The sequence below is a fragment of the Pseudomonas sp. RL_5y_Pfl2_73 genome (assembly GCF_963970515.1).
Taxonomy (GTDB): Bacteria; Pseudomonadota; Gammaproteobacteria; order Pseudomonadales; family Pseudomonadaceae; genus Aquipseudomonas.
Genome location: NZ_CAXAPD010000009.1, coordinates 22,464 through 47,971 on the forward strand (window position 1 = coordinate 22,464; position 25,508 = coordinate 47,971).

Genomic DNA, 25,508 nt, shown 5'->3' on the forward strand with positions numbered 1-25,508 from the left:
CCCTTGACCGTTTCATTCTTTATGGAGCACACAGCATGAGCGACAAAAAAAACCAAACCCCAGGCTCGGAGGAAGAGCCCAGGGGGGTCAGTCGGCGCAGTTTTCTCGGCACCGGCGCGATAACGGGTGCGGTACTGGCCGGCGCGACGGCGCTGGGGGCCGGGACGTTCACCCGTGAGTCCTGGGCGGCGGCGGCCAAGGAGGCCAAGTCGAAGATCCATGTCGGGCCTGGGGAGCTGGACGAATACTACGGTTTCTGGAGCGGCGGCCACCAGGGCGAGGTGCGGGTGCTGGGTGTGCCATCGATGCGTGAACTGATGCGCATCCCGGTGTTCAACGTCGATTCGGCCACCGGTTGGGGCCTGACCAACGAAAGCAAGGACATCCTGGGCGACAGCGCCAAGTACCAGAACGGCGATTGCCACCACCCGCACATCTCCATGACTGACGGCAAGTACGACGGCAAATACCTGTTCATCAACGACAAGGCCAACTCCCGGGTCGCGCGCATTCGCCTGGACATCATGAAGTGCGACAAGATCCTCACCGTGCCCAACGTACAAGCCATTCACGGCCTGCGCCTGCAAAAGGTGCCGTACACCAAGTACGTGTTCGCCAACGCTGAGTTCGTGATCCCGCACCCCAACGACGGTCATACCTTCGACCTGCAAGACAAAAACAGCTTCACGATGTTCAACGCCATTGATGCCGAGAAAATGGAAATGGCGTTCCAGGTGATCGTCGACGGCAACCTGGACAACTCCGACGCTGACTACACCGGCAAATACGCCGCCAGCACCTGCTACAACTCCGAGAAGGCCTACGACCTGGGCGGCATGATGCGCAACGAGCGCGACTGGGTGGTGGTGTTCAACATTGCGCGTATCGAGGCGGCGATCAAGGCCGGCAAGTTCATTAACCTGGACGGCTCCAAGGTGCCGGTGGTCGATGGCCGCAAGACCGATGGCAAGGACTCCGAGTTCACTCGCTACATTCCCGTGCCGAAGAACCCCCACGGGCTCAATACCTCGCCGGACGGCAAATACTTCATCGCCAACGGCAAGCTGTCGCCCACGGTTTCGATGATCGCCATCGACCGTCTGGATGACCTGTTCAACGACCGTTACAAGGATCCACGCGAAGTGATCGTCGCCGAGCCGGAACTGGGGCTCGGGCCGCTGCACACCACGTTCGACGGGCGCGGCTATGCCTACACGACGCTGTTCATCGACAGCCAAGTGGTGAAGTGGAACATGGAGGATGCCATCCGCGCCTACAAGGGCGAAAAGGTCAATTACATCAAGCAGAAGCTCGACGTCCAGTACCAGCCCGGCCACAACCATGCATCCCTCACCGAAACCAGCGAGGCGGACGGCAAGTGGCTGGTGGTGTTGTGCAAGTTTTCCAAGGACCGCTTCCTGCCTACCGGCCCATTGCACCCGGAGAACGATCAACTGATCGATATTTCCGGTGACGAAATGAAGCTGGTGCACGACGGCCCGGCCTTCGCCGAACCGCATGACTGCATTCTCGCGCGACGCGACCAGATCAAGCCCCAGAAAATCTGGAACCGCAACGATCCGTTCTTCGCAGGCACCGTGGAGCGGGCGAAGAAGGACGGCATCAACCTGGAAACCGACAACAAGGTCATCCGCGACGGCAACAAGGTGCGGGTGTACATGACCTCGATGGCGCCGACCTATGGCCTGACGGAGTTCACCGTCAAGCAAGGCAACGAGGTGACGGTGACCATCACCAACATCGACCAGATCGAGGACGTGTCCCACGGCTTTGTCATGACCAACCATGGCGCAAGCATGGAGATCAGCCCGCAACAGACCTCATCCATCACGTTCACCGCCGACAAGGCTGGTTTGCACTGGTACTACTGCAGCTGGTTCTGTCACGCCCTGCACATGGAAATGGTCGGGCGCATGCTGGTTGAAAAGGCCTGAGACGGCTCGTCAAGGAGACAGGTGCAATGACCGGGAAAAAGCCGCAACCTGCAGGCCACGCTTGCCAATCGGTCATTGCGCTGGTGCTGTGCCTGCTATCGGGCGGCGCGCTCGGTGCGCCGCAGCCGATCACCGATTTGCCTTTGCAGGCCGAGGGCGATCAGCAATGGCGACTGCCTGCGGGCCAGTACCGGGGCTCGTTCAGCATCGATCAACCCATGACCCTCACGTGTGCGCCGGATGCCGTATTCCAGGGCCAGGGCGAGGGCAATGGCGTGATCATTCGTGCCCCGAACGTGCGGATTCAGGGGTGTACGTTCCTGGACTGGGGCCACGACCTGACGGCCATGAATGCGGCCGTGTTCATCCAACCGCTCGCCCAAGGGGCCGTGGTGCGTGGCAACCGGATGCAGGGCCAGGGCTTCGGTATCTGGGTCGATGGCACCCGGGACGTCAGCCTGATCGACAACCGCATCCAGGGCGACCCCAGCCTGCGCTCCCAGGACCGTGGCAATGGCATCCATTTGTATGCGGTACACGGCGCCCGGGTCATCGGCAACCAAGTGCGCGAAACCCGCGACGGCATCTACATCGACACGTCCAATGGCAATCTGCTCCAGGGCAATGTCCTGGAGGACCTGCGCTACGGCGTGCATTACATGTTCGCCAACGATAATCGCCTGCTGGACAACGTCACCCGGCGCACCCGCACTGGCTATGCCTTGATGCAAAGCCGCCAGCTGACGGTCATCGGCAATCGCTCCGAACAGGATCAGAACTACGGGATCCTGATGAACTACATCACCTATTCCACACTGCGCGACAACGTCGTCACCGACGTGCGCGACGGGTCCACCGGCGACACCATGATCACGGGTGCCGAGGGCAAGGCCCTGTTCATTTACAACTCGTTGTTCAACCGCATCGAAGGCAATCATTTCCAGCGCAGCGCCGTGGGCATCCACCTGACGGCCGGCTCGGAGGATAACCGCATCGCCGGCAATGCCTTCGTCCACAACCAGCGTCAGGTCAAATACGTTGCCACGCGGTTGCAGGAGTGGTCGGTGGATGGCCGCGGCAATTACTGGAGCGACTACCTGGGCTGGGATCGCAACGGCGACGGCTTGGGCGATGTGGCCTATGAACCCAACGACAACGTGGATCGCCTGCTGTGGCTGTATCCCCAGGTGCGGTTGTTGATGAACAGTCCGGGGATCGAACTGCTGCGCTGGGTGCAGCGAGCCTTCCCAGTGATGAAATCCCCCGGGGTGATGGACAGTCATCCGCTGATGGATACGCCTGTCCAGCCCCCGCCACGCAACAGTATCCGGGAGGATGTGTCTTGAACGTCGTCGAGATCGAAGGTGTCAGCCAGTACTATGGCGATGTCGCCGTGCTGCGCGGGCTGGACTTGAACCTGGGCCAGGGCGAGGTGCTCGGCCTGTTCGGGCATAACGGTGCGGGCAAGACCACCACGATGAAGCTGATCCTCGGTTTGCTGCGGGCCAGCGAGGGGCAGGTACGTGTCTTCGGGCGCGCGCCCAGCGACCCGAGCGTGCGGCAGATGCTCGGTTATCTGCCCGAGAACGTGATGTTCTATCCGCAGTTGAGCGGGCTGGAAACCTTGCGCCATTTTGCCCGGCTCAAAGGTGCCGCACCGGAGCAGGTGCAGCGTTTGCTGGAGGAGGTCGGGCTGGCGGCTGCCGCGACACGGCGTGTGAAGACGTATTCCAAGGGCATGCGCCAGCGTCTTGGTCTGGCCCAGGCACTGCTCGGCCAGCCGCGCCTGTTATTGCTGGATGAACCGACCGTAGGCCTGGACCCCATCGCCACCCAGGACCTCTATCAGTTGCTCGACCGCCTGCGTTGGCAGGGCAGCAGCATCATTCTCTGTTCTCACGTCTTGCCTGGCGTGGAAGCTCACATCAACCGCGCCGCGATTCTCACCCGAGGGCGTCTATTGGCCCTGGGCAGCCTGGCCCGGCTGCGGGAGGACGCGGGGTTGCCGACGCTGATCCGGGCCTCGGGCCTATCGCGGGCCGACTGGCTTCGCCAGCATTGGCGCAGTGAAGGGCACGCCACCCAAGGGTGGGGGGCCGAAGGGGTGCAGGTGTCCGCGCCGGATGGCAGCAAGCTTAAATTGCTGCGCCAGCTACTGGCCCAGGATGACCCGTCGGATGTCGAGATCAAGCCGCCGTCGCTGGAGGATTTGTATCGTCATTACATGGTCCGTGCCGCTGCCGAGGAGACCAGCCTATGAATCCGGTCTGGAACATGGCCCGCAAGGAGTTCAGCGACGGCCTGCGCAATCGCTGGTTGTTGGCGATCAGCCTGTTGTTCGCGGTGCTGGCGATTGGCATCGCCTGGCTCGGCGCGGCGGCGTCCGGTCAACTGGGGTTCACCTCGGTGCCTGCCACGGTGGCGAGCCTGTCCAGCCTGGCGACCTTCCTGATGCCCTTGATTGCCTTGCTGCTGGCCTATGACGCGATTGTCGGCGAGGACGAGAGCGGCACCTTGCTGCTGTTGCTGACCTACCCGTTGGGGCGCGGCCAATTGCTGCTGGGCAAGTTTGCGGGGCACGGCTTGATCCTGGCCCTTGCCACCTTCATCGGTTTTGGCTGCGCAATGCTTGCCATCGCCCTGTTGGTGGACGATGTCCAGTTGAGCCAGCTGCTCTGGGCCTTCGGTCGCTTCATGGCATCCAGCACGCTGCTGGGCTGGGTGTTCCTCGGGTTGGCGTATGTGCTGAGCTGCGTGTCGGCAGAGAAATCCACCGCGGCCGGATTGGCGCTGGGGGTCTGGTTTTTCTTCGTGCTGGTGTTCGACCTGGCCTTGCTGGCGTTGCTGGTGCTGAGCGAGGGGCGCTTCAGCCCGGAACTGTTGCCATGGCTGCTGCTATTGAACCCTACCGACGTGTATCGGCTGATCAACCTGTCCGGGTTCGAGGCGTCCAGCGGCGCCGCGGTGTTGACCTTGGGCAGCGACCTGCCGGTGTCGGCGCCTTTGCTCTGGCTGTGCCTGGGCCTGTGGATGACGGTTCCGTTGTGGCTGGCCTATCGGTTGTTCAATCGCCGGTGCCCGTGAATTTCAATCTTGATAAGGGAGCATGCAACGATGAACAAGATGTACCTCATGGGGGGTCGCCTCTTGGCCGGGGTGTTGATGTGTTTGGCGCTGGCGGCCTGCGGCAAAGCCGAGCCACCTGCGGCCAGCGAGGCGGCGCTGGCGTTTCATCCCAGTGACGAGTGCCATGTGTGCGGCATGGTCATCACTGACTTCCCCGGGCCCAAGGGCGCGGCGGTCGGGGCAGGGGGGGTAAAGAAATTTTGCTCGCCGGCGGAGATGCTGGGCTGGTGGTTGCAGCCGGAAAACCATCGAGCCGACGTCAAACTGTATGTCCACGACATGGGCCGCAGCCATTGGGATACACCGGATGACACCCATCTGATCGACGCCCGAACCGCCTACTTCGTCATCGGCAGCGGGCTTAAAGGCGCCATGGGTGTGGTCCTGGCCTCGTTCTCCGACCCCCAGGCGGCACAAAAACTCGCCAGCGACAGCGGCGGCCGGGTGCTGCGCCTGGAAGACATCGACCAGAAACTGCTGGGGCAGGCCACCGCCATGTCGCCGATGAGCCACTGATATAGCCTGGGCAACGAACCGCTCTTTGCGGTGAGGGAACGTGCCCTTGCTGAGGTCTGTAGGAGCTGGCGAAGCCTGCGATCTTTTGATCTTTTGATCTTTCGCTTGAGATTCAAGTGTCTGGGGAAAGATCGCAGCCTCGTTACACTCGACAGCTCCTACACAGCTCCTGGTGACCTTGGCGGGAGTAAGCTCTCGCCACATTGTGCATCAATCTCATCCCATGGAAGCGTCCACCCACTACCCAAGTAGCATTCGTCGACCGGGCGCGGCTTCGTACACTCAGGGCTCCTATCACGCACCCGCCGGAGGCGAAGATGCAGCAGGCCCAGAGCGAAGGTGTGGTGAGCGCCATGTCCCAGGCGACGGACGTCCAGCAGGTGGCCCAAGCGTTGGCGCGGCAGTTGTTGCACCCGCACCTGGGCTTCGTGCTGTTTTTCTGTTCTGCCGAATATGACCTGCCGGCCCTGGGCCAGGCGTTGTCCCAGAGTTTCGGTGGAATTCGCCTGGTGGGCTGTACCAGCGCCGGTGAAATCACCGCCCAGGGATATGGTCGCAACTGTGTGACGGCGGTGGGGTTCGATCATCGGCACTTTTCCATTGCCGCCGAACTGATCGGTGAAATGGAGCACTTCAGCCTGATCGACGCCCAGCAAATGGTCGAGCGCCTGGCGAGCGGCTGTCGCAGTAACGCCTTGGCACCGATCAAGGGCCACAGTTTCGCCTTGACCCTGCTCGATGGCCTGTCCAGCCGCGAAGAAATGGTGCTGGCGGCCTTGAGCGCCGCGCTGGGGGACATCCCGCATTTCGGCGGTTCGGCCGGCGATGACAACTACCTGACCCACACCCACGTGTACTTCGAAGGCCAGTTCCACAGCGGCGCGGCGGTGGTGGTGTTGATCAATACCTGGCTGGAATTCGAAGTCTTCACCACCCATCACATCCTGCCCCGGGAGGAGAAACTGGTGGTGACCGGTGCCGACAGCGCCTCGCGACGGGTCTACGAGCTCAACGCCGAACCCGCCGCCGAAGAATACGCCCGGCACATCGGCGTGCCGGTGAGCGCCCTCGACTACCGGGTCTTCGCCGCCCATCCACTGGCGGTGCGCATCAATGACCAGTACTACGTGCGGGCGATCCAGCAGGTGCACTCGGACCTGAGCCTGAGTTTTTACTGTGCGGTGGAGAACGGCATCGTTCTCACTGCGATGACCCCCGGCCCCTTGCTGCAGAACCTGCAAACGCTGTTCGACGGTTTGCAGGCGCGCCTCGGTGACTTGCTGCTGACCATCGGCTGCGATTGCTTTCTCCGGCGTCTGGAGCTGGAAGACCGTGGCGGCCTGGAGCAGATCGGCCAGTTCCTGCGTGAACAACGGGTGATGGGCTTCAACACCTATGGAGAACAGTTCAATGGCATGCACATCAACCAGACGTTCACCGGAGTTGCCATTGCCCGACATCGCGTCCCCGGCCATCGTTGAGCTGCAGGCCCAGCTCGCTGCCCAGCAGCATGAAAACCGCAAGTTGCGGCGCATCAACGATGCGCTGATCGAACGGGTGGAGTCCGGCGTAACCCGGGGCAACGATCCCTATGCGGCGTTCCAGCACTCGGTGGTGCTGGCCGAGCAGGTTCGCGAGCGCACCGATGCGCTGAACCAGGCCATGGCTGAGCTCAAGGCCGGCAATCACCTGCTGGGCGAGGCGCGGCTGCGGGCAGAAACGGCCCACCGGCACTTGATCGACGCCATCGAAAGCATCTCCGATGCGTTTGTGCTGTTCGACGAGCAGCAACGCATCGTACTGTTCAACAGCCGCTTCAAGGCCTTCTGGGCCAACAGCCGGGTGCGCATCATCGCCGGAATGCGGCTTTCCGAGGTCAAGCGCCTGATGACCGCCAACGGGCTGTTCAGCGAAGAACCCCGCGGACAAGCCGACGAGCACGTGTTGTATCGCTTGCAGAACGGGCGTTGGCTGCAAGTCAGCGAGCGGCCGACCCAGGAGGGCGGCCGGGTCATCCTGTTTACCGACATCACCGACGTCAAGCTCAGTGAAACCGTGCGCCGCGAGCAGGCCATCGCGCAGAAGTCCCACCTGTTGCAGCGGGCGGTGGACAACCTGTCCCAGGGCGTGGCGATGGTCAATGCCCAAGGCGTGCTGGAGCTGTGGAACCGGCGTTTCCTGGAACTCAGCGGCCTGGCACCGGTAGCGGCTCACCGGCCGTTCAACGAAGTGATTGCCGACAGCGAGTTGCAACTGCTGACCCCGGCCAGTCGCGACAGCAACGGCCGGCTGATCCACGAATCCGAGCAGCGCCTGTCCGATGGCCGGGTCCTGGAGATCCGTACACATCCATTGCCCACGGGTGGTTACGTCAACACCTTCACCGACATTACCGAACGCTACCAGCACGCCGAGGCGCTGAGCGAAAGCGAACGCTGGATTCGCCTGATCACCGACCATGTGCCGGCGCTGATCGCCTACCTCAACGCCGACCTGGTCTATGAATTCACCAACAAGGTCTACGAGCAGTGGTACTGCTGGCCCCGTGGCGTGATGCTCGGCCAGAACCTGCGCGAAGCCCATAGCGAGCAGCACTACCAGCGCCTGGAAGCCTACGTGGCGCGGGCGTTGGCGGGTGAGAGCGTGACGTTCGAGTTCGCCGAGACCAACATCAATAACCAGGAGCGCTACATGCTGCGCTCCTACGTACCCAACCGCTTGGCCAACGGTGAAGTGGTCGGGATTTTCGTGCTGATCCGCGACATCACCGAACGCCGGCGCACCGCTGAAGCGCTGCACCAGGCCTACCAGAACCTGGAACAACGGGTCCAGGAGCGCACGGCCGAACTGACCACCCTCAACGATCAGTTGCTGCGCGAAATCGACGAGCGTAGCCGGGTGGAACTGCGTCTGCGGGAGGCCAAGCGCGAGGCCGAGCAGGCCAACCTGTCGAAGACCAAGTTTCTCGCAGCAGTCAGCCATGACCTGCTGCAACCGCTCAATGCCGCCCGGCTGTTCACCAGTGCCTTGCTTGAGCGCCGCGAACCGGTCGCCAACGCGCAACTGGTGCGCAACGTCAGCAATTCGCTGCAGGACGTGGAGAACTTGTTGGGCACCCTGGTGGACATATCCAAGCTGGACGCGGGGGTGATCAAGGCCGATGTCGCGCCGTTCGGCCTCAGCGAGCTGCTCGACAACCTGGCCGCCGAATACGCCCAGGTCGCCCGCAGCGAAGGGCTGGAGTTGCACTTTGTCGGCTGTTCGGTGCTGGTGCACAGCGACATGCAATTGCTGGCGCGGATCCTGCGCAATCTGCTGAGTAACGCCATTCGCTACACCCCCAGCGGCCGGGTGGTGCTGGGTTGCCGGCGACACCGCCAGCGCGTGTCGATTCAGGTCTGGGACAGCGGCATTGGCATTGCCGAGAACCGCCTGGAGGAAATATTCCAAGAGTTCAAGCGCGGCGACGTGCAGCGCCCGAACCAGGACCGTGGGTTGGGCCTGGGCTTGGCGATTGTCGAGAAAATCGCCGGGATCCTCGGCCACCGGATCCAGGTGCGCTCCTGGCCCGGCAAGGGCTCGATGTTTGCCATCGACGTGCCGCTGAGCGCCACGGCGCCCAAGCCGTTGCCGTGCCTGGACATGAGCGAGCCGATGCTCGAACGACTGCGCGGGGCTCGGGTCTGGGTGCTGGATAACGATGCGGCGATCTGTGCCGGCATGCGTACTTTGCTGGAGGGCTGGGGTTGCCAGGTAGTGACCGCGTTGTCGGAACAGGACCTGGCCCGCCAGGTGGACAACTACCATGCCGAGGCCGATTTGCTGATCGCCGATTATCACCTGGACCACGATCAGAACGGCGTCGATGCCGTGGCCCGGATCAACGCCCGCCGGGCCTCACCGATCCCGGCCATGATGATCACCGCCAACTACAGCAACGAACTCAAGCAGCAGATCCGCGAGCGTGGGCACACCCTGATGCACAAGCCGGTGCGGCCGATGAAGCTCAAGATTGCGATGAGTCATCTGTTGGGTGGGGCAACGAGTTGTTAAGCCGCACCGCCTTGGGAGCTTGCTCCCGCCGGTCCTGCAGGCGCTGTGCAGGAGCTGTGCAGGAGCTATGTAGGAGCTGTGTAGGAGCTGTCGAGTGCAACGAGGCTGCGATCTTTCCCAGACACTTGAATCCCAATCCCAAGCGAAAGACCAAAAGATCGCAGCCTTCGGCAGCGCCTACACAAAGCCCTGCGGGAGCAAGCGCCCTCGCCACAGGGGGTTGTGTCGGCTGTTCAACGCCGCAAATAAGCCCCGAAATCAATATCCCCGGCACTGAGGATTGCTTGCACCCGGTTGTGCACATTGAGTTTGCGCAGGATCGCCGAGACGTGAGCTTTGACCGTGGTTTCGGCGATGTCCAGGGTGTAGGCGATCTGTTTGTTCGACTCGCCCTTGGTCATGCGTTCGAGCACCAGCAGTTGCTTGCGGGTCAAGGCCTGGAGCAGTTCCGGCGGGAACGCCGGGGTTTCGTTCAGGCGCCGGCCCATTGGGCTTTTTTGCGTGCGAATGATGTCGGGGGGCAGGTACACGTTGCCGTTTAGGATCTGCTCGATGGCATCGGTCATCTGCGAGCGTGGCGAGGATTTGGTGATGAAACCCACCGCACCATAGGTGATGGCTTGCAGTACCACCTGTTTGTCCTGCTCGGCAGAGACAATGACCACGGGGATGGTCGGTGCCTCGTTGCGCAGGTTGATCAGGCCATTGAGCCCGTGCATGCCGGGCATGTTCAGGTCCAGCAGGATCAGGTCCAAGTCGTCGTGCTCGGCAGTCAAGGCCAGGGCACTGTCCAGGTCGGCGGTCTCCATGACCTCGCTGCCAGGAAAGCCGTCGCTGATGACATTGTGGATGGCTTCGCGAAACAGTGGGTGATCGTCGGCTATCAGGATTTTATACATGGCCATTCACCTCGTTATTGTCGTGTGGGGCAAGGCAGTTACACGCACTTCTTGCAAGATCAGGGAAAGGGTTCGGGTCGGGCCGCTTGCAGGGGCAGGTTGGCCGCCTCCCAGGCATCGAGGCCATCGCGATACCAGTACACATGGTTATAGCCCATGGCGGCGGCGCGTTTTACCGCGTTCCAGCTCAGCCAGCAATCGGCGCGGCAATAAAAGACCAGCGGTAGATCCAGCCGCCCGCCAGTGGCCGTGCGCAGGTGATGGCTGAAGTAGCCCTGCCAGGTCGGGTCGAGATCGCCGTCACCGGTATTGGCCAGCCACAGGCTGCCGGGGAGGTTGGCGTGGGGTTCGTTGTCGATGAAACGCCCTTGGAGCCACGGACGACGATAAACGTCGATCAGCACGGGGGGCGAGGCTTGGCCGAGCAGGTGTTGCAGGGCCTGGGTGTCGAGGGTCTGGGCGCCGTCGATGGTGGCGGGCGTCGGGCTGCGGTATTGGGCGATGCGATAGCCCTGCGCTGAAAACAGCGCGGTATCGGCCTGTGCGACATTTAGCGCCAGACCCAGCAGGAGGAACGCCAGCAAGCGGGGCATAGGATTTATCCTTTTTGTTATGCGCCCATTACATGCCAGGGTCGAGGTCTTGTGAATGCGACCATAGACAGGAAAACCAGTACTAAAGTAGTAATTTTAGCCATGGGCCCTGCACAGAACCCTTGTGGAGAACCTTGTGGGAGCGAGCTTGCTCGCGATAGCGACGGGTCATTCGACAATGATGTTGACTGATGCACCGCTATCGCGAGCAAGCTCGCCCACAGGTGAGTCCACCCACAGGGGAATTGTGTCAGGCAGTTCAACTGGCCTTGCGCAGCGCCGCATGCTGCGGATTGAACGTCCACACCGCCAACAGCGCGAACACCAGGGTCAACCCCACGCACACCGCCATCGCCAGCAGGTTGAACTGCTCGTACAAGGCAAAACGCACCAACTCCACGCCATGGGTGAACGGGCTGATTGCGCAGAGCCAGTACAGCCAGGGGCTGGCTTCCTGCATTTTCCACAGCGGGTACAGCGCCGAAGACAGGAAGAACATCGGGAAGATCACGAAATTCATCACCCCGGCGAAGTTCTCCAGTTGCCGGATGGCATTGGACAGCAATAATCCCAGGGCGCTGAGCATCAGGGCCACCAGCAGCAGGGCCGGCAGGGCCAGCAGCAGGCCCATGGTCGGCGGCTGGATGCCGTACAGCCAGGCGATGGCCAGAAAGGCATAGACCTGCAACAGTGAGATCAGCGAAGTCGCCAACAATTTGCTCGCCAGTAGGAACGCCCGGGGCAGGGGACTGGTGAGCAACACGCGCATGCTGCCCATTTCCCGGTCGTAGACCATCGACAGCGAACCCTGCATGCCGTTGAACAACAGGATCATGCAGGCCAGCCCGGGCACGATGTATACCTCGTAGGGTATGTAGGTGTCGTAAGGCGCGATGATGGCGATGCCCAGTGCCGCGCGAAAGCCGGCGGCGAACACCAGCAGCCATAGCAGTGGTCGTACCAGGGCGCTGAGCAGTCGTGTGCGTTGCAGCACGAAGCGCAGCCATTCGCGCGTTACGATGCCGCTGAAACATTGCCAGTACGCATTCATGGGCGGACTCCCGAGGCGGTCAAGCGGGTGAAAGCCGAGCCGAGAGTGCCCCCGTATTCCAGGCTCACTGCGTCGGCCTGCCCGCTGGCCACCAGACGGCCCTGGTGTACGATCAACAGGTCGTCGCTGGGCTGCACCTCGTCGAGCAAGTGCGTGGTCCAGAGCACGCTGATGCCTTGCTCGCTGCACAGTTGTCGGATGTGCAAGCCTAGGGCGAGGCGGCTGGCCGGATCAAGGCCGACACTGGGTTCGTCGAGCAGCAACAGGCGCGGTTCGTGGAGCAGGGCGCGGGCGATCTCAACCCGGCGTCGATGGCCACCGTTGAGGTCGCGTACCCGCTCGTGACGGCGCTCCGTCAGGTGCTGGCGGGTCAGTTCAGCGTCGATGCGGGCGCTGCCCTGGCGCCGCGAAAAACCGTGTAGCGCGAGGTGATAACGCAGGTTCTGTTCGATGCTCAGGTCCAGGTCCAGGGTGCTCTGTTGGAATACCACGCCCAACTGTCGCAAGGCCGGGCGCGGCGACTTCTGCAGGGAATGACCACCGACGCGGATGTCGCCGCGTTGCAGGTCGTACAGGCGCGTGAGCAGGGCAATCAGCGTTGACTTGCCGGCGCCGTTGGGCCCCAGCAGCGCGGCGAAGTGTCCGGCGGGCAGGCTGAAATTCATCTGCTTGAGGGCTTCGCGCGCGCCATAGGCAAAGCTCAGGTCGCTGACCTCCAGGGCGTTCATGGCGTGACCACCACGCCCCAAGGGTAGCGCCCGACTTTCACCGACTTCAGGACCTTGCGGCTCTGCACGTCGATCACCGAGACATCGCCGCTCACCCCATTGGTCGCCAGCAGTTGCTTCTGGTCTGGGGTGAACGCCAGCTGCCAGACCCGCCGACCCACCAGCAGGTACTCCAGCACTTCGAAGGTCTTGGCGTCGATCACCGCCACATGGTTGGCCGGGCCCAGGGCGACGAACGCCAGCTTGCCGTCGGCACTGAGCTTGATACCCACCGGTTGGACCTTGTCCGGGTGCACGCCCTTGATCTGGAACGTCAGCGTCTTGAGGACTTTGCGCGTCGCCACGTCGAGCACCGTCAACGTGCCGCCGATCTCCGCCGAGGCCCAGAGCTGCGTGCCGTCGCGATTGAATTCGACGAAGCGTGGCCGCTGGTCCACCAGGGTGTTGTCGGCCAGGGTCTGGGTGCTGGTGTCGATCCAGTGCAGCATGTTCGTGGTTTCACTGGTGTTGACCGCCCACTTGCCGTCAGGGCTGACGGCCATGCCTTCGGGCTCGACGCCCACGCTGATCTGGCCCAGCACTTCTGAGCTCTGGGTATCGATCACTGTGACCAGGGCATCGTCTTCGTTGGAGACATATAACCAGCGGTCATTGGGGTGCAGGGCGAACTGCTCCGGGTCCTTGCCGGAGGGCAGTTCCTTGATGATCTTGCGGGTGGCGACGTCCATCACCTGGACCCGGTCCGAGTCGCTGGCGCAGATGTACAGCAGGCGATTGTCGTGCGACAGCAGCAAGCCTCGGGGGCGCTGGCCCACCGGCAAGGTCTCGATGACTTCCAGGCTCTGCATGTCGATCAGGCTCAGGCTGTTGTCTTTCTCATTGGAGACCCAGGCGATGCTGGCGGCGGCGCAAGGGCCGGCGGCGAGCAGCGCAGCGCCCAGGGCGAGGGATTTGCATAACAGGGCCGGATAAGTCAGGGCGCGGCGCATGGCGGTTTTCCTTATTGTTGTTGTCGATCAGGGGTAACGGCAGCTCACTTCGGGCTGGTCGTAGCCCAGGCTGTCCATCTCGTTGGAGGGGTGCAGAAAACCGTCCTGGGGCGAGGTGCTGACCAGTGCCCGTGGCTGGACCAGGGGAATCGGTTGGCGCAACTGGCCGTTCCAGGGCCGGTAGCTGAGCTTGCGACCCTTGAAGCCGTCCAGGGGCAACTGGTCGCTGAGGGCCAGTTGGCGGATGGCCAGTGGATCGTCCTGACGTAACTTGCTCACGGCGCTGGCGATGCTGCGCACGGCAATCCAAGCGGCGAAATCGCGGTCGTTCATCCAGCGTCCGGCCAGGGCTTCAAAGCGTTTTTGCAGTTGCGCCGCGCCGTAGGTTTCCACGGTCTTGTGCCAACCGGTGGGGGTCAGCCCTTGGGTGCCGGCTACCGGGCGTGGGTACCAGGTCTGGTAGGGCAGGTATTCACCGAAGTCGCCGCGCTCGTCAGCCACCAGCACCACGTCGTATTCGGCGGTCTGGGTGAACAGCGGCATGTCGGCCTGGGCGCTGCGGCGCTGGTCGTTGTCGAACTGCCAGACCTTCTCGGCGACGATCTTCATGCCGAAGCGTTTCATGGCCCGGTGCAATGCGGCGGCATAGGCCTGGTCCTCGGGCGTCTGGCCGACGATCAGCAAGGCCCGCCGCCATTTACGCACGACGCTGAACTGCACCAGGGCATCGGCGAGCATGGCGCGGTCGGGCAGGCTGTGCAGCACGTTGCCCAGGCAGTCGGTGCTGCGCAGGCTATCGTCGGGGCTGCCGGCGTTGAACAGCAGGCTGTCGGGCAGGGCGGCGCTGAGTTGGCGCAGGCTGGCGGCCGGTGCGTTGACCACGAACAGTCGCAGGCCCTGATCGTGTTGGGCTCGGGCGGCTTGGAGCAGCGCTTCGGGGGTGTCGGCGCGGGCGCTTTCCAGGCGGTAGTCGTGCTTGAGAAAACGTCCGGTGCTGTTGCTGTCGACGATTGCCAGCTCAGCGCCGCGTAACCCGGCATCGGTCGGTTCGGTAATGACGTTGGACAGCAACGGGCCTGGATCGGGGCGATAGCCCAGATAGCCGATGCGTACTTGCAGCGGCATGGCATCGTCCGCGTGAGCGGTTGCCGCGGCCAGCAGAGAAACCAAGGCGTAACTGACGAGCCGGCGCATGACATCCTCCATTGCAGGTAGCGTCAGCATAGAAAGCCCAGGCTCATGGGGAAATATGCAGAAAGTACCGCCAGTGCAGTACCAAGGTAGTAACTCACCTTGGAGGCCGGGGTTTTAGCATGCAAGGCATCGTCATTGACCAGGAAGGGACAGACCATGCGGATTCTCAAAGCGCTGCTGCTACCGTTTCTGCTGATTCTGAGTTTGATTGGGGTTGATCGGTTGCCTGGCAAACACAAAACCTGCAAACACCCGCAAGGGATCTGTGGCGTGCATACACACTGCGAGCTCATTCCGGCAATGGGCCGCTAGCCATGTCAGCCCTGTGGCGCATCAATCTCTGGGTTTCCGCCTTTTTCGCCCTGGTCACCCTGGCCTGTGCAGTCCTGTTGTTGCACCAGGCCATGGCCGATGTGAAACGAGAGCTGCAATCGGCCGAGTCGGTGGTGCATTACCTGGGTGAAACCGCCGAGCGCGATCCGGCCAGTCTCCAACCGCGCTTGACCGGCAGCCTGCGTCATGTGCGGGTTCGTTGGCTGGCCCCTGGGGAATGGTTCCCGGCGGATGAAGCCGGGATGAAGGCCTGGCTCGGTCGCCGCCTATTGGATGACGGACCCGCGGCCCAGGTGGTGGATTTGCCGGACGGTCGACGGGCCTGGATTGCCGTCGATCCGCGCGATGAAATCGATGAGATTCTCGATTCCTTGGTGCAACTGTTGTACGTCTGCGCCTTGGCGCTGTCGCTCAGCCTGTTGGTGATTCGCTGGGGGGTACGCCGGGCCATGCGTTTGCTCGATGAGTTGCTGCATGCATTGCGTCAGGTGTCTGCCGGGAACCTGCAGGTGCGCCTGGGCACTGAAGGGGGGGCGGAGGCGCAGCATCTGGCGGGGCATTTCAACCGCATGACCGCCGCCCTGGCCGAGGCCCAGGCCGATAACGCCCGGCTTACCCAGGCCTTGCTGGCCGTGCAGGAGCAGGAGCGTACCCAGCTGGCGCAGACCCTGCACGACGACTTGGGCCAATACGTGGCCGGTATTCGTGCCCGTGCCTGCCTGCTGCGGCTGGTGATGGATCAACCGCCGGCGCTGGAGCAGACCGTCAGCCAGCTCGAAGAGCATTGCGAGCATTTGCAATTGGGTTTCCGGGCACTGGTGCATGACTTGTACCCAGTGGTGTTGCAACACCTGCCGTTGTGCGAGGCCATCAGGCTGTTGGCCGGGCAATGGCAGGCCAGCCAGGGCATCACCTGTCAGGTGTGGATCGACAAAGCACTGCCGCCCTTGTCCGGCCCGGACAAGACCCATTTGTATCGCTTGCTGCAGGAAGCGTTGACCAACGTTGCCCGGCATGCCGGCGCCACGCAGGTGCGGATTCGTCTGCAACGCCGCGCCGGGCGCCTGCGGTTGCTGGTGCGCGACAACGGTTGCGGAGCGACACAACCATCGCGCGCCGGTGTTGGCTTGCACTCGATGTCCGAGCGGGCGCGCAGCCTGGGCGGTGAGCTGCGCATCATCAGCCAGCCTGGCGCCGGTTGGGCGCTGGCCTTGAATATTGCCCTGGAGGCGTGATGAACATTTTGTTGGTGGACGACCATGCGGTGGTTCGGCAGGGCTATGCCAGCCTTTTGCGGGTGTTGATGCCGGACCTGCAGGTCCGCGAGGCGGCCACCGGCGAGGAGGCGTTGAGTCAGGTGCAGGAGCAGGTGCCGCATCTGGTGATCATGGACTTCGGCCTGCCCGGTATCAGTGGCTTGGAAACCACCCGCCGGCTACGCCAGCGCCTGCCACAACTGCGGGTGTTGTTCTTCAGCATGCACGATGAATTGCCCTTGGTGCGCCAGGCATTGGACTCCGGCGCTGCGGGCTACCTGACCAAGAATTCGGCACCCCAGGTGCTTGTGGAGGCGGTGCGGCGAGTGTTGGCCGGGCATGTCTACATCGAGCAATCCCTGGCCACGCAACTGGCCTGCGCCAGCTCGCGCCAGGATGTCGACCCGCGCCTGCAATGCATGACCCAACGAGAGCTGGAGATCTTCGTCATGCTCGCCAAGGGCACCCCGGCCCGGACCATTGCCGAACAGCTGTGCATCAGCGCCAAGACCGTGTCCAACCACCTGACGCTGCTCAAGAGCAAGTTGCAGGTCAGCTCCCATGCTGAGCTGGTGCACCTGGGGATCGATATGGGGGTGGTGCGGGTGGCGGGGTGAAATGACAGAGCCGAACGCGGAGCGTCCGTTGAGGCATTCCCACGCGGAGCGTAGGAACGATCAAGTCTTCACTGATCCCAGGATGTCGGGCACCCGGTACAGCCCTGCATGTTCGCATCCTGGAAATTCCCGTAATGCTGGCGAGAACCGCTCAGGTTGGCCTGTTCCAGGTTGCTTTCGCCGAGCTTGGCTTCCTGTAGGTTGGCGTCGCGCAGGTCGGCGCCCTTGAGGTCGGCCTTGCTCAGCCAGGCCATTTCCAGGTCTGCCGCCTGCAGGTTGGCCTCGTGCAAGCGGGCCCCGGACAGGCGGGCGAATTGCAGGTAGGCCGCCGTCAAGTCGGCCCGCTGGAGTTGCGCGCCCTGGGCGAACAGGCCCCAACCCTGGATCGCCTTGAGGGTGGCGCCGGTGAAATCCGCCAGGCGCAGGTTGCTTTGTTGCAGGCTGGCCCGGGTCAGGTTGGCGCCTTGAAGCTGGGCGCGCTCCAGATTGGCCAGGTCCAGCCGTGCGTGTCGCAGGTCGGCGTCGCGCAGGTCGGCACCGCTGAGGTTCATTTTGCTCAGGTCTTGGTTCGCCAGTTTTGCGCCTCGCAGGTTGGCGCCGGGGCATTGACTGGATTCGGCGATGGTGCAGCCGTTGATTGTCAGAGAGGGGGCAGAGTCGTCAGCGTTGGCATGGATAATGGTCAGCAGGAGTACAGCAGGGAAATATTTCATGGTTGGAACTCGGTAACTGAGGGAGCGAGCCTGCTCGCGATCGCGGTGGTTCAGCCTGCATTGATATCGACTGATACTGCGCGATCGCGAGCAAGCTCGCTCCCACAGGGGGTGTGGTGTGGCTCCGCCCCGTGATGCAGTCGGGGCCCAGGTTGGAGCAGTTATTTTTGCGCCGTCGCCTTATCCCAACTCGGAATCTTGAACACCCAGAACGAACCACCCTGGGCCACGGGCTTGGTCAGTTCGGCCATGTCGCCGCCCCACAACGGCACGGCGCCGCCGTAACCGACGGTCACGCCGATGTACTGCTCGCCGTCCTGTTCCCAGGTGATGGGTGGGGAGACGATCCCGCTGCCGGTCTGGAATTTCCACAGCTCCTTGCCGGTCTTGGCGTCGAAGGCCTTGAAGAAACCGTCGCCGGTGCCGGTGAACACCAGGTTGCCCTTGGTCGCCAGCACGCCGGCCCACAGCGGCAGCGCTTCCTGGTGTTCCCACACCACTTTGCCGGTGGTGGGGTTCATTGCCCGCAGGCTGCCAACGTGATCGTCGTACATGCGCTTGATGCGAAAGCCCATGCCCAGGTAGGCCGAACCTTTCTTGTAGTTCACTTGCTCGGTCCAGTATTCCTCTTTCCAGTGGTTGCCGGGAACGTAGAACAGGCCGGTGTCCTGGCTGTAGGCCATGGGGTTCCAGTTCTTGCCGCCGAGAAACGGTGGCGAGACTTCCACCGGCTTGCCTTTGGTTTCACCCGGCAATGGCTTGGCCGGGCGCTGACCGGGGTTTTCCACCGGCCGACCGGTCTTGAGGTCGATATGACTGGCCCAGGTGATGTTGTCGACAAAAGGGAAGGCGTTCTGCAGTTTGCCGTTGTTGCGGTCCACCACGTAGAAGAAACCGTTGCGGTCGGCGTGGGCGGTCGCCTTGACCACCTTGCCGTTCTTGTCCTTGTAGTCGAACAGCACCAGCTCGTTGTTGCCGGAGAAGTCCCAGGCGTCGTTGGGCGTGTGTTGGTAGAACCACTTCACTTCGCCCGTGCTTGGGTCGACACCAACCTGGCCGGAAGTGTAGAGGCTGTCGTAATCGTGAGGGTTGCCGTCCTTGGCCGTGCGCGCCCAGGTGTTCCATGGGCCAGGGTTGCCCGCGCCGACGATGATGGTGTTGGTCTCGGCATCGAAACTGGCGCTCTGCCAAGGTGCGCCGCCACCGTGGCTCCAGGCTTCGACCTTGCCGGTCTCGGTGGTCTTGTCGTCGGGCCAGGAGGGCGCCTTGACGTCGCCGGTCGGCGTGCTGTCCTTGCCGTTGAGGCGGCCCATGTGGCCTTCGACGAATGGCCGCATCCAGACTTCTTCACCGGTGTCCGGGTCGCGGGCGAACAACTGCCCGACCACACCGAACTCGTCGCCGGAACTGCCGTGGATCAGCAGCACCTTGCCACTGGTCTTATCCTTGATCAGCACCGGGGCGCCGGTCATGGTGTAGCCGCTGGCGTGGTCGCCGAACTTCTTGTTCCACACCACTTTGCCGGTGTTTTTATCCAGGGCGACGACGCGCGCGTCCAGGGTGCCGAAGTAGATCTTGTCGCCATAGATGGCCGCGCCGCGGTTGACCACGTCGCAGCAGGGGCGAATGTTGTCCGGCAACCGGTGGCTGTAGGTCCACAGGCGTTTGCCGGTCTTGGCGTCAAGGGCGAACACTCGCGAGTACGAGCCGGTGACATACACCACGCCGTCGCTGACGATGGCCTGGGATTCCTGGCCGCGCTGCTTCTCGTCGCCGAAGGAGTAGGACCAGGCCGGGGTGAGCTTGAACACGTTCTTGTCGTTGACCTGGGCCAGCGGGCTCCAGCGCTGGGCGTTGGTGCCCATGCCGTATTGCAGCACGTCCTGGGTGGTCAGGTGGTCGTTGGCGATGTCTTCCCAGCTGACGCCTGGTGCCGCGGCGCTGGCCAAGGGGCTCAGCGACAGACTGCCGGCCAGCAGCAAGGCAACGGTCAGGGAGGAGAGGGCGGGTAGCGTTTTTATTCTCATGGTGGCAGTTCCCAGTGAAAGGTTTTGGCCTGACTAGGGTGAGTCGCACCACGCCCTTGCCGATACGGAAAAAGTCCCGCCCTTGCCGGGAAGACTTCCCGAACGGCCTGTCTTTACGACCTGCGTCGGATGGCCTGCTACCAAGGAACTAGAACGCGACCACCAAAGCAGCATTCGGCTGGCGGCAGGGGGTTCCTAAGATGAAGGCACGGCTTCTTCACAGAGGTCTTGCGTGCAATCTAGAGGGCATAACAATGACAACAAAACGCAACGCCATCATCGCTAGCGCACTGCTGATGGGGCTGGCCGGCGCAGGCTCCGCATGGGCCCATGGCAACGTGGTGCCCCAAGCAGTGGAAACCAAGGGACTGACCCCAATCAAGGACACCGGTGTCGCACTGGACGGTGACGGCTGGGCGACGGTGAACCCTTATCGCACCTCACCCGAACACGACCGGGCACTGGAGATCGGCTCATCGGCCTACAACCAGAACTGCGCGGCTTGCCATGGCCTGGAAGCCAAGTCTGGTGGCATCGCCCCGGACCTGCGTCTGCTCGACGCCGCCGACGCCGGGGATGAGTGGTTTGTCGAGCGCGTACGTCACGGTGCGGTGCGCGACGGCCGGGTCTACATGCCGAAAATGGCCGACTACTTGAGCCAGGAAGCCTTGTGGGCGGTGCGCACCTATCTCGACAGCGTGCACGTGGAGGAGTGATCGCCATGCGCCTGTTCGGGTGGGTAATGTGCAGCCTGCTCCTGTGTGGCCAGGCGGTGCAGGCGCAGGTGCGCAGCTACGACCAGATGATCGCCGCCGGTGAGTTGAAGGTCGCGGTCTACAAGGATTTCGCACCCTACAGTTTCGAAGACCACGGTCAACCCAGGGGCGTGGACGTGGAACTGGCCCAGGCCCTGGCCAAAGCGCTTGGCGTGCGCCTGCAACTGATGTGGGCACCGCCGGGTGAAAAACTCGATGACGACCTGCGCGATTACATCTGGCGCAGCAGTCCGTTGCACGAGCGGCAATTGGCCGACCTGATGATGCGCGTGCCTTACGATCACGACTACGCGCAAAAGCGCAACGACATCGGCGAACTGGCAAACGCCCAGGTGGTGATGTTCGGGCCTTATCAGCAGGAGTCCTGGCAGGTGGCGTACGACCGGCGCCGGTTGGAGTCGGTGGGCAGTGTCGCGGTGTTCCAGCAGCACCCCATTGGCGTTGAAGTCGACAGCGTGCCGTCGTTCTACCTGACGTCGGTGTTCAACGGCATGCTCCGGGCCAGGACCCACCATTACCCCGGTGTCAGCCAAGCCTTCAAGGCCATGCAGGCCGGGGAGGTGGATGCCGTCATGGCCATGCGCGGTGAGGTCGATTGGCAAGTGCACGAGGCGGCTGATCCGCAACTGGCGCTGGCGGAAAACGCCTACCCGAACATGGGCAAGCAACGCTGGGAAATCGGCATGGCGGTGCATGAAAGCAACCGTCAGTTGGCCTATGCGGTGGAGGAGGCGCTGGAAGGCTTGATCCGTGACGGCAGCGTCAAGACCGTCTATGCCCATTACGGCCTGCGTTACGAAGTGCCGGAGATGTATCAATAGGAGCGCCGGGATGAAATGGGTCATGTGGTGCCTGCTGTGGTGTGGTCTGTCGATGACCACGTGGGCGGCGGTCGAGCCAGGGAAAGATCCGGTGCCGTCGGTGATGTGGGCCTTTTATCACAAGCAATTGCTGGGGGATGCGCCGTTCGTGTTCGACGACCGGGTGCGGCTGCTGGCGCCACCCTTTGCCGAAAACGCACGCCAAGTGCCACTGGAAATAGATGCCCGGGCCTTTACCGGCGACGTCGTACGGGTGCTGGCGTGGGCCGAGCTGAATCCGTTGCCGAAAATCGTCGACTTCCAACCGGGGGAGCGAGTGCTGCCCTGGCTGTCGATCCGCATCCGCATTGAGCAAGCCACGCCATTGCGCGCCGCCGTGCAGACCCGCGATGGCTTGTGGCACGTCGGTTCGACCCTGATCGACGCGGCCGGTGGCGGCTGCACCGCGCCCAGCGTGGTGCGCACCCAGCCGGGTTGGGAGGAACACTTGGGCGAGGTACTGGGCGCCCGCTATCCCCGGGGTGATTCAAGTCGCCTGCGCCTGCAGGTGGCCCATCCGATGGATAACGGTCTGGTGAGCGGCATCCCGGAGTTTTTCCTCAACCAGGCGCAACTGCTGGACGCCGACGGCCAGGTGCTGGCGCGCCTGGAGTTGTTCCCGGCGGTCAGTGAAAACCCCAACCTGGGCTTCGACATCCGAGGCCCGGGCCAGACCCGCCTGCTGCTGCGCGACAACAGCGGCAATACGTTCGAGGCGGCGATCCCCTGACCACAAGGAGCGCGCCATGCGCTGGTTGTTGCTGATGTTCCTGAGCTTGTGCTGGCCGACGTGGGCCGGGACGGACTATGCACTCAAGCCCCGACAGATCGCCGAAGGTACCTGGCTGCTGGAAGGCAGCACCGAGAATTTTGCCAAGGCCAACGGTGGCAACATCGTTAATACCGCGTTCATCGTCACCGATGCCGGCGTGGTGGTGATCGACACCGGGCCGTCGAAGCGCTACGGCGAGGCGCTGCGCCAGGCTATTGCCGCGACCACCGATAAACCCGTCATCCAGGTGTTGCTGACCCATCATCACCCTGACCACGTCTTGGGCAACCAGGCTTTCAGCAACGTGCCCATTGGCGCCTTGGCGGGTACCACCGACCTGCTGCGACAACAGGGTGAAGCGCTGGCGGAAAACATGTACCGGCTGGTGGGCGACTGGATGCGCGGTACTGAGGTGGTGTTGCCGACCCAGGTGCTGGCGGACGGGACGTTGACGGTGGGTAATCATTCGTTACGTCTGCTGGCATTAGCCGGCCACACCGGGGCCGACCTGGCGATTCTCGACGAAACCACTGGCGTGCTGTTTGCCGGCGACCTGGTGTTTTACGAACGGGCCTTGACTACCCCGAACAGCCCGGGGCTGGAGGTCTGGCTCCAGGACCTGGACACCTTGCAGGCCTTGCCCTGGAAGCAGATCGTGCCCGGCCATGGCCCGGTCGCGACCGACGCCCGGCCTTTCTCGCAGATGCGCGACTACCTGGGCTGGCTCGATCAACTGATGCGCAACGGCGCGGCGCGGGGCGATGATATGGTCGAAATGATCCGCAGCCCCATACCCGAGCGCTTTGCCGGGATCAGCTTGACTCGGTATGAGTTGATTCGCAGCGTCAGTCATCTCTATCCACGCTACGAGCGGGCGGGGATGACGCGGGTGGATGCCCCCTGATCCTGTAGGAGCTGCCGAAGGCTGCGATCTTTTGATCTTTTGATCTTTCGCTTGAGATTCAAGTGTTTGGGGAAAGATCGCAGCCTCGTTGCACTCGTCAGCTCCTACGGCTCCTGCATTCCTGTGGGGGATCTTCTCGCGGCAATGAACCCAGTCTTCTCTCTGGTATGTACCAAGGAACTAGAAAACTCAACACTGCGGGCAATTGTTGGCGGCGGCCCAGAGGCCAAGAATCTGTGGCAGACCGGGAAAAATTCCCGGGTATAACAATAACCGCAGAGGTAGCCGTCATGAGTCATCCCGCACGTCGCCAACCCTTCGCCGTGAGCCTGCTGCTCAGTGCCATGCTGCTGTCTGGTTCGGCCCTTGCAGCCGTGACCGACCAGGAAATTCTCCAAGACCCGAACAACCCGCAACAGATCGTGACTAACGGCCTGGGGGTCCAGGGTCAACGCTACAGCCCACTCGCCACCCTCAACACCGACAACGTCAAGGACCTGAGACCGGTCTGGGCGTTTTCCTTTGGTGGTGAAAAACAGCGCGGCCAGCAAGCCCAGCCGATGATCAAGGATGGGGTGATGTACCTCACCGGTTCCTATTCGCGAGTGTTTGCCGTTGATGCGCGCACCGGCAAGAAATTGTGGCAATACGATGCGCGCCTGCCGGATGACATCCGTCCTTGCTGCGACGTGATCAACCGTGGCGTGGCTTTGTACGGCGACCTGGTGTTCTTCGGCACCCTCGACGCCAAGCTGGTGGCCCTGAACAAGGACACCGGCAAAGTGGTGTGGAGCAAGAAGGTGGCCGACCACAAGGAAGGCTACTCGATCAGTGCCGCGCCACTGGTCATCAACGGCAAACTGATCACCGGCGTGGCCGGGGGCGAGTTCGGCGTGGTCGGCCGGATCAGCGCCTACGATCCGAAGAACGGTGACCTGCTGTGGACCCGCCCGACCGTCGAAGGCCATATGGGCTACGTCTACAAGGATGGCAAAGCCATCGAGAACGGTATTTCCGGCGGCGAGGCCGGCAAGACCTGGCCGGGCGATCTCTGGAAAACCGGCGGTGCCGCGCCTTGGCTGGGCGGCTACTACGACCCGGAAACCAACCTGCTGTTGTTCGGCACCGGCAACCCGGCCCCGTGGAACTCCCACCTGCGCCCTGGCGACAACCTCTATTCGTCGTCGCGTCTGGCCCTTAACCCAGACGATGGCAGCATCAAATGGCACTTCCAGAGCACGCCTCACGACGGCTGGGATTATGACGGCGTCAATGAACTGATCTCGTTCAACTACAAAGAAGGCGGCAAGGACATCAAGGCGGCAGCGACCGCGGACCGTAACGGTTTCTTCTACGTGCTCGACCGCACCAACGGCAAGTTCATCCGCGGCTTCCCGTTTGTCGACAAGATCACCTGGGCCACTGGCCTGGACAAGGATGGGCGGCCGATCTACAACGACGCCAGCCGTCCGGGGGCACCGGGCAGCGAAGCCAAGGGCAGTTCGGTGTTTGTTGCACCGGCCTTCCTCGGCGCGAAAAACTGGATGCCGATGGCGTACAACCAGGACACCGGGTTGTTCTACGTGCCGTCCAACGAGTGGGGCATGGACATCTGGAACGAAGACATCGCCTACAAAAAAGGTGCGGCGTTCCTCGGGGCCGGTTTCACCATCAAGCCGCTGAACGAGGATTACATCGGCGTGCTGCGGGCCATCGACCCCAAGACCGGCAAGGAAGTCTGGCGCCACAAGAACTACGCGCCGCTGTGGGGTGGGGTCCTGACCACCAAGGGCAACCTGGTGTTCACCGGCACGCCTGAAGGCTTCCTGCAGGCATTTAACGCCAAGACCGGGGAAAAGGTCTGGGAATTCCAGACCGGCTCCGGCGTGCTCGGTTCACCCATCACTTGGGAAATGGATGGCGAGCAATACGTCTCCGTGCTTTCCGGCTGGGGCGGCGCGGTGCCGCTGTGGGGCGGGGAGGTGGCCAAGCGCGTGAAGGACTTCAACCAGGGCGGCATGCTCTGGACCTTCAAGTTGCCGAAGGACTTGGTGGCCAAGCGCTAATAAACAATGAGCCGGGCGTTGCCCTGGTGGCGACTGCTCTGTGGGAGCAAGACTTGCTCGCGATGCAGTCGCCTCGGTTT

22 protein-coding genes are annotated in these 25,508 nt (G+C 62.6%); 14 read left to right on the forward strand and 8 right to left on the reverse strand.

Annotated elements, in window-relative coordinates:
- Positions 1-35 precede the first annotated feature (35 nt).
- The 7 genes from nosZ (at position 36) to nahK (ending at position 9,650) form a co-directional block, all read left to right on the forward strand.
- Positions 36-1,955: a TAT-dependent nitrous-oxide reductase gene (gene nosZ / locus AACY42_RS10855; protein WP_339479225.1), complete on the forward strand. Its 1,920-nt coding sequence runs from the start codon at positions 36-38 to the stop codon at positions 1,953-1,955.
- Positions 1,956-1,981: 26 nt separating this feature from the next.
- The gene (locus AACY42_RS10860; protein WP_339479226.1) at positions 1,982-3,301 is read left to right on the forward strand and encodes a nitrous oxide reductase family maturation protein NosD; all 1,320 of its coding nucleotides are present in this window, start codon (positions 1,982-1,984) and stop codon (positions 3,299-3,301) included.
- Positions 3,298-4,215 (forward strand): ABC transporter ATP-binding protein, encoded by a 918-nt coding sequence (locus AACY42_RS10865; protein WP_339479228.1) that lies wholly within the window; start codon positions 3,298-3,300, stop codon positions 4,213-4,215. Before AACY42_RS10860 ends, AACY42_RS10865 begins: the two co-directional genes overlap by 4 nt.
- Complete coding sequence (locus AACY42_RS10870) at positions 4,212-5,039, forward strand: ABC transporter permease (RefSeq protein WP_339479229.1); 828 nt, start codon at positions 4,212-4,214, stop codon at positions 5,037-5,039. Before AACY42_RS10865 ends, AACY42_RS10870 begins: the two co-directional genes overlap by 4 nt.
- A 30-nt stretch (positions 5,040-5,069) precedes the next feature.
- Positions 5,070-5,597 (forward strand): nitrous oxide reductase accessory protein NosL, encoded by a 528-nt coding sequence (locus AACY42_RS10875; RefSeq protein ID WP_339479230.1) that lies wholly within the window; start codon positions 5,070-5,072, stop codon positions 5,595-5,597.
- Between the two features lie 317 nt (positions 5,598-5,914).
- A complete protein-coding gene (gene nosP / locus AACY42_RS10880; RefSeq protein ID WP_339479231.1) occupies positions 5,915-7,078 on the forward strand; it encodes a nitric oxide-sensing protein NosP in 1,164 nt (387 codons plus the stop codon).
- A complete protein-coding gene (gene nahK, locus AACY42_RS10885) occupies positions 7,008-9,650 on the forward strand; it encodes a hybrid sensor histidine kinase/response regulator NahK/ErcS' (RefSeq protein WP_339479232.1) in 2,643 nt (880 codons plus the stop codon). The genes nosP and nahK overlap by 71 nt, the downstream gene beginning before the upstream one ends.
- 233 nt (positions 9,651-9,883) lie before the next feature.
- On the opposite strand, the gene AACY42_RS10890 is transcribed toward nahK, so the two are convergent.
- The 6 genes from AACY42_RS10890 to AACY42_RS10915 all read right to left on the reverse strand — a co-directional run bounded on the left by AACY42_RS10890 (position 9,884) and on the right by AACY42_RS10915 (position 15,104).
- A complete protein-coding gene (locus AACY42_RS10890; RefSeq protein ID WP_053122521.1) occupies positions 9,884-10,549 on the reverse strand; it encodes a response regulator transcription factor in 666 nt (221 codons plus the stop codon).
- 59 nt (positions 10,550-10,608) lie between these two features.
- Entirely contained in the window at positions 10,609-11,142 is a 534-nt protein-coding gene (locus AACY42_RS10895) for a PQQ-dependent catabolism-associated CXXCW motif protein (protein WP_339479238.1), read from the reverse strand.
- Between the two features lie 259 nt (positions 11,143-11,401).
- Complete coding sequence (locus AACY42_RS10900) at positions 11,402-12,193, reverse strand: ABC transporter permease (protein ID WP_339479240.1); 792 nt, start codon at positions 12,191-12,193, stop codon at positions 11,402-11,404.
- On the reverse strand, positions 12,190-12,921 hold the full coding sequence (locus AACY42_RS10905; protein ID WP_339479242.1) for an ABC transporter ATP-binding protein: 732 nt from the start codon (positions 12,919-12,921) through the stop codon (positions 12,190-12,192). Before AACY42_RS10905 ends, AACY42_RS10900 begins: the two co-directional genes overlap by 4 nt.
- Positions 12,918-13,910 (reverse strand): YVTN family beta-propeller repeat protein, encoded by a 993-nt coding sequence (locus AACY42_RS10910; protein WP_339479243.1) that lies wholly within the window; start codon positions 13,908-13,910, stop codon positions 12,918-12,920. The genes AACY42_RS10905 and AACY42_RS10910 overlap by 4 nt, the downstream gene beginning before the upstream one ends.
- Positions 13,911-13,937: 27 nt before the next feature.
- Positions 13,938-15,104, reverse strand: a complete 1,167-nt coding sequence (locus AACY42_RS10915) for an ABC transporter substrate-binding protein (protein WP_339479245.1) — start codon at positions 15,102-15,104, stop codon at positions 13,938-13,940.
- A 314-nt stretch (positions 15,105-15,418) separates the two neighbouring features.
- Between AACY42_RS10915 and AACY42_RS10920 the strand changes: the two genes are divergently transcribed.
- Together AACY42_RS10920 and AACY42_RS10925 are read left to right on the forward strand one after the other, a co-directional pair.
- A complete protein-coding gene (locus AACY42_RS10920; protein WP_339479247.1) occupies positions 15,419-16,672 on the forward strand; it encodes a HAMP domain-containing sensor histidine kinase in 1,254 nt (417 codons plus the stop codon).
- Positions 16,672-17,310: a response regulator transcription factor gene (locus tag AACY42_RS10925; protein ID WP_339479249.1), complete on the forward strand. Its 639-nt coding sequence runs from the start codon at positions 16,672-16,674 to the stop codon at positions 17,308-17,310. Before AACY42_RS10920 ends, AACY42_RS10925 begins: the two co-directional genes overlap by 1 nt.
- Before the next feature lie 68 nt (positions 17,311-17,378).
- On the opposite strand, the gene AACY42_RS10930 is transcribed toward AACY42_RS10925, so the two are convergent.
- Together AACY42_RS10930 and exaA are read right to left on the reverse strand one after the other, a co-directional pair.
- Positions 17,379-18,023, reverse strand: coding sequence for a pentapeptide repeat-containing protein (locus tag AACY42_RS10930; protein ID WP_339479251.1), 645 nt, complete (start codon positions 18,021-18,023; stop codon positions 17,379-17,381).
- A gap of 161 nt (positions 18,024-18,184) precedes the next feature.
- Positions 18,185-20,050 (reverse strand): quinoprotein ethanol dehydrogenase, encoded by a 1,866-nt coding sequence (gene exaA / locus AACY42_RS10935; RefSeq protein ID WP_339479253.1) that lies wholly within the window; start codon positions 20,048-20,050, stop codon positions 18,185-18,187.
- A 254-nt stretch (positions 20,051-20,304) separates the two neighbouring features.
- Here exaA and pedF point away from each other — a divergent pair, with 254 nt between their 5' ends.
- From pedF to AACY42_RS10960, 5 genes are all read left to right on the forward strand, one after another.
- Entirely contained in the window at positions 20,305-20,766 is a 462-nt protein-coding gene (gene pedF / locus AACY42_RS10940) for a cytochrome c-550 PedF (protein ID WP_339479255.1), read from the forward strand.
- A gap of 5 nt (positions 20,767-20,771) precedes the next feature.
- Positions 20,772-21,647 (forward strand): substrate-binding periplasmic protein, encoded by an 876-nt coding sequence (locus tag AACY42_RS10945; protein ID WP_339479256.1) that lies wholly within the window; start codon positions 20,772-20,774, stop codon positions 21,645-21,647.
- Between the two features lie 10 nt (positions 21,648-21,657).
- Positions 21,658-22,416 (forward strand): quinoprotein dehydrogenase-associated SoxYZ-like carrier, encoded by a 759-nt coding sequence (locus AACY42_RS10950; RefSeq protein WP_445261526.1) that lies wholly within the window; start codon positions 21,658-21,660, stop codon positions 22,414-22,416.
- A 16-nt stretch (positions 22,417-22,432) separates the two neighbouring features.
- Entirely contained in the window at positions 22,433-23,362 is a 930-nt protein-coding gene (locus tag AACY42_RS10955) for a quinoprotein relay system zinc metallohydrolase 1 (RefSeq protein WP_339479257.1), read from the forward strand.
- A 290-nt stretch (positions 23,363-23,652) separates the two neighbouring features.
- Positions 23,653-25,428, forward strand: a complete 1,776-nt coding sequence (locus tag AACY42_RS10960) for a PQQ-dependent methanol/ethanol family dehydrogenase (protein WP_339479259.1) — start codon at positions 23,653-23,655, stop codon at positions 25,426-25,428.
- Positions 25,429-25,508 lie beyond the last annotated feature (80 nt).

What these genes read in the sequence shown, in the direction of transcription:
- AACY42_RS10920 (WP_339479247.1), top strand. Translation starts at nt 15,419, where the DNA reads ATGTCAGCCCTGTGGCGCATCAATCTCTGGGTTTCCGCCTTTTTCGCC.
- AACY42_RS10955 (WP_339479257.1), top strand. Translation starts at nt 22,433, where the DNA reads ATGCGCTGGTTGTTGCTGATGTTCCTGAGCTTGTGCTGGCCGACGTGG.
- nosP (WP_339479231.1), top strand. Translation starts at nt 5,915, where the DNA reads ATGCAGCAGGCCCAGAGCGAAGGTGTGGTGAGCGCCATGTCCCAGGCG.
- AACY42_RS10925 (WP_339479249.1), top strand. Translation starts at nt 16,672, where the DNA reads ATGAACATTTTGTTGGTGGACGACCATGCGGTGGTTCGGCAGGGCTAT.
- AACY42_RS10895 (WP_339479238.1), bottom strand. Translation starts at nt 11,142, where the DNA reads ATGCCCCGCTTGCTGGCGTTCCTCCTGCTGGGTCTGGCGCTAAATGTC.
- AACY42_RS10905 (WP_339479242.1), bottom strand. Translation starts at nt 12,921, where the DNA reads ATGAACGCCCTGGAGGTCAGCGACCTGAGCTTTGCCTATGGCGCGCGC.
- exaA (WP_339479253.1), bottom strand. Translation starts at nt 20,050, where the DNA reads ATGAGAATAAAAACGCTACCCGCCCTCTCCTCCCTGACCGTTGCCTTG.
- AACY42_RS10870 (WP_339479229.1), top strand. Translation starts at nt 4,212, where the DNA reads ATGAATCCGGTCTGGAACATGGCCCGCAAGGAGTTCAGCGACGGCCTG.
- pedF (WP_339479255.1), top strand. Translation starts at nt 20,305, where the DNA reads ATGACAACAAAACGCAACGCCATCATCGCTAGCGCACTGCTGATGGGG.
- nosZ (WP_339479225.1), top strand. Translation starts at nt 36, where the DNA reads ATGAGCGACAAAAAAAACCAAACCCCAGGCTCGGAGGAAGAGCCCAGG.
- AACY42_RS10875 (WP_339479230.1), top strand. Translation starts at nt 5,070, where the DNA reads ATGAACAAGATGTACCTCATGGGGGGTCGCCTCTTGGCCGGGGTGTTG.
- AACY42_RS10890 (WP_053122521.1), bottom strand. Translation starts at nt 10,549, where the DNA reads ATGTATAAAATCCTGATAGCCGACGATCACCCACTGTTTCGCGAAGCC.
- nahK (WP_339479232.1), top strand. Translation starts at nt 7,008, where the DNA reads ATGGCATGCACATCAACCAGACGTTCACCGGAGTTGCCATTGCCCGAC.
- AACY42_RS10910 (WP_339479243.1), bottom strand. Translation starts at nt 13,910, where the DNA reads ATGCGCCGCGCCCTGACTTATCCGGCCCTGTTATGCAAATCCCTCGCC.
- AACY42_RS10930 (WP_339479251.1), bottom strand. Translation starts at nt 18,023, where the DNA reads ATGAAATATTTCCCTGCTGTACTCCTGCTGACCATTATCCATGCCAAC.
- AACY42_RS10915 (WP_339479245.1), bottom strand. Translation starts at nt 15,104, where the DNA reads ATGCGCCGGCTCGTCAGTTACGCCTTGGTTTCTCTGCTGGCCGCGGCA.
- AACY42_RS10860 (WP_339479226.1), top strand. Translation starts at nt 1,982, where the DNA reads ATGACCGGGAAAAAGCCGCAACCTGCAGGCCACGCTTGCCAATCGGTC.
- AACY42_RS10945 (WP_339479256.1), top strand. Translation starts at nt 20,772, where the DNA reads ATGCGCCTGTTCGGGTGGGTAATGTGCAGCCTGCTCCTGTGTGGCCAG.
- AACY42_RS10960 (WP_339479259.1), top strand. Translation starts at nt 23,653, where the DNA reads ATGAGTCATCCCGCACGTCGCCAACCCTTCGCCGTGAGCCTGCTGCTC.
- AACY42_RS10950 (WP_445261526.1), top strand. Translation starts at nt 21,658, where the DNA reads ATGAAATGGGTCATGTGGTGCCTGCTGTGGTGTGGTCTGTCGATGACC.
- AACY42_RS10900 (WP_339479240.1), bottom strand. Translation starts at nt 12,193, where the DNA reads ATGAATGCGTACTGGCAATGTTTCAGCGGCATCGTAACGCGCGAATGG.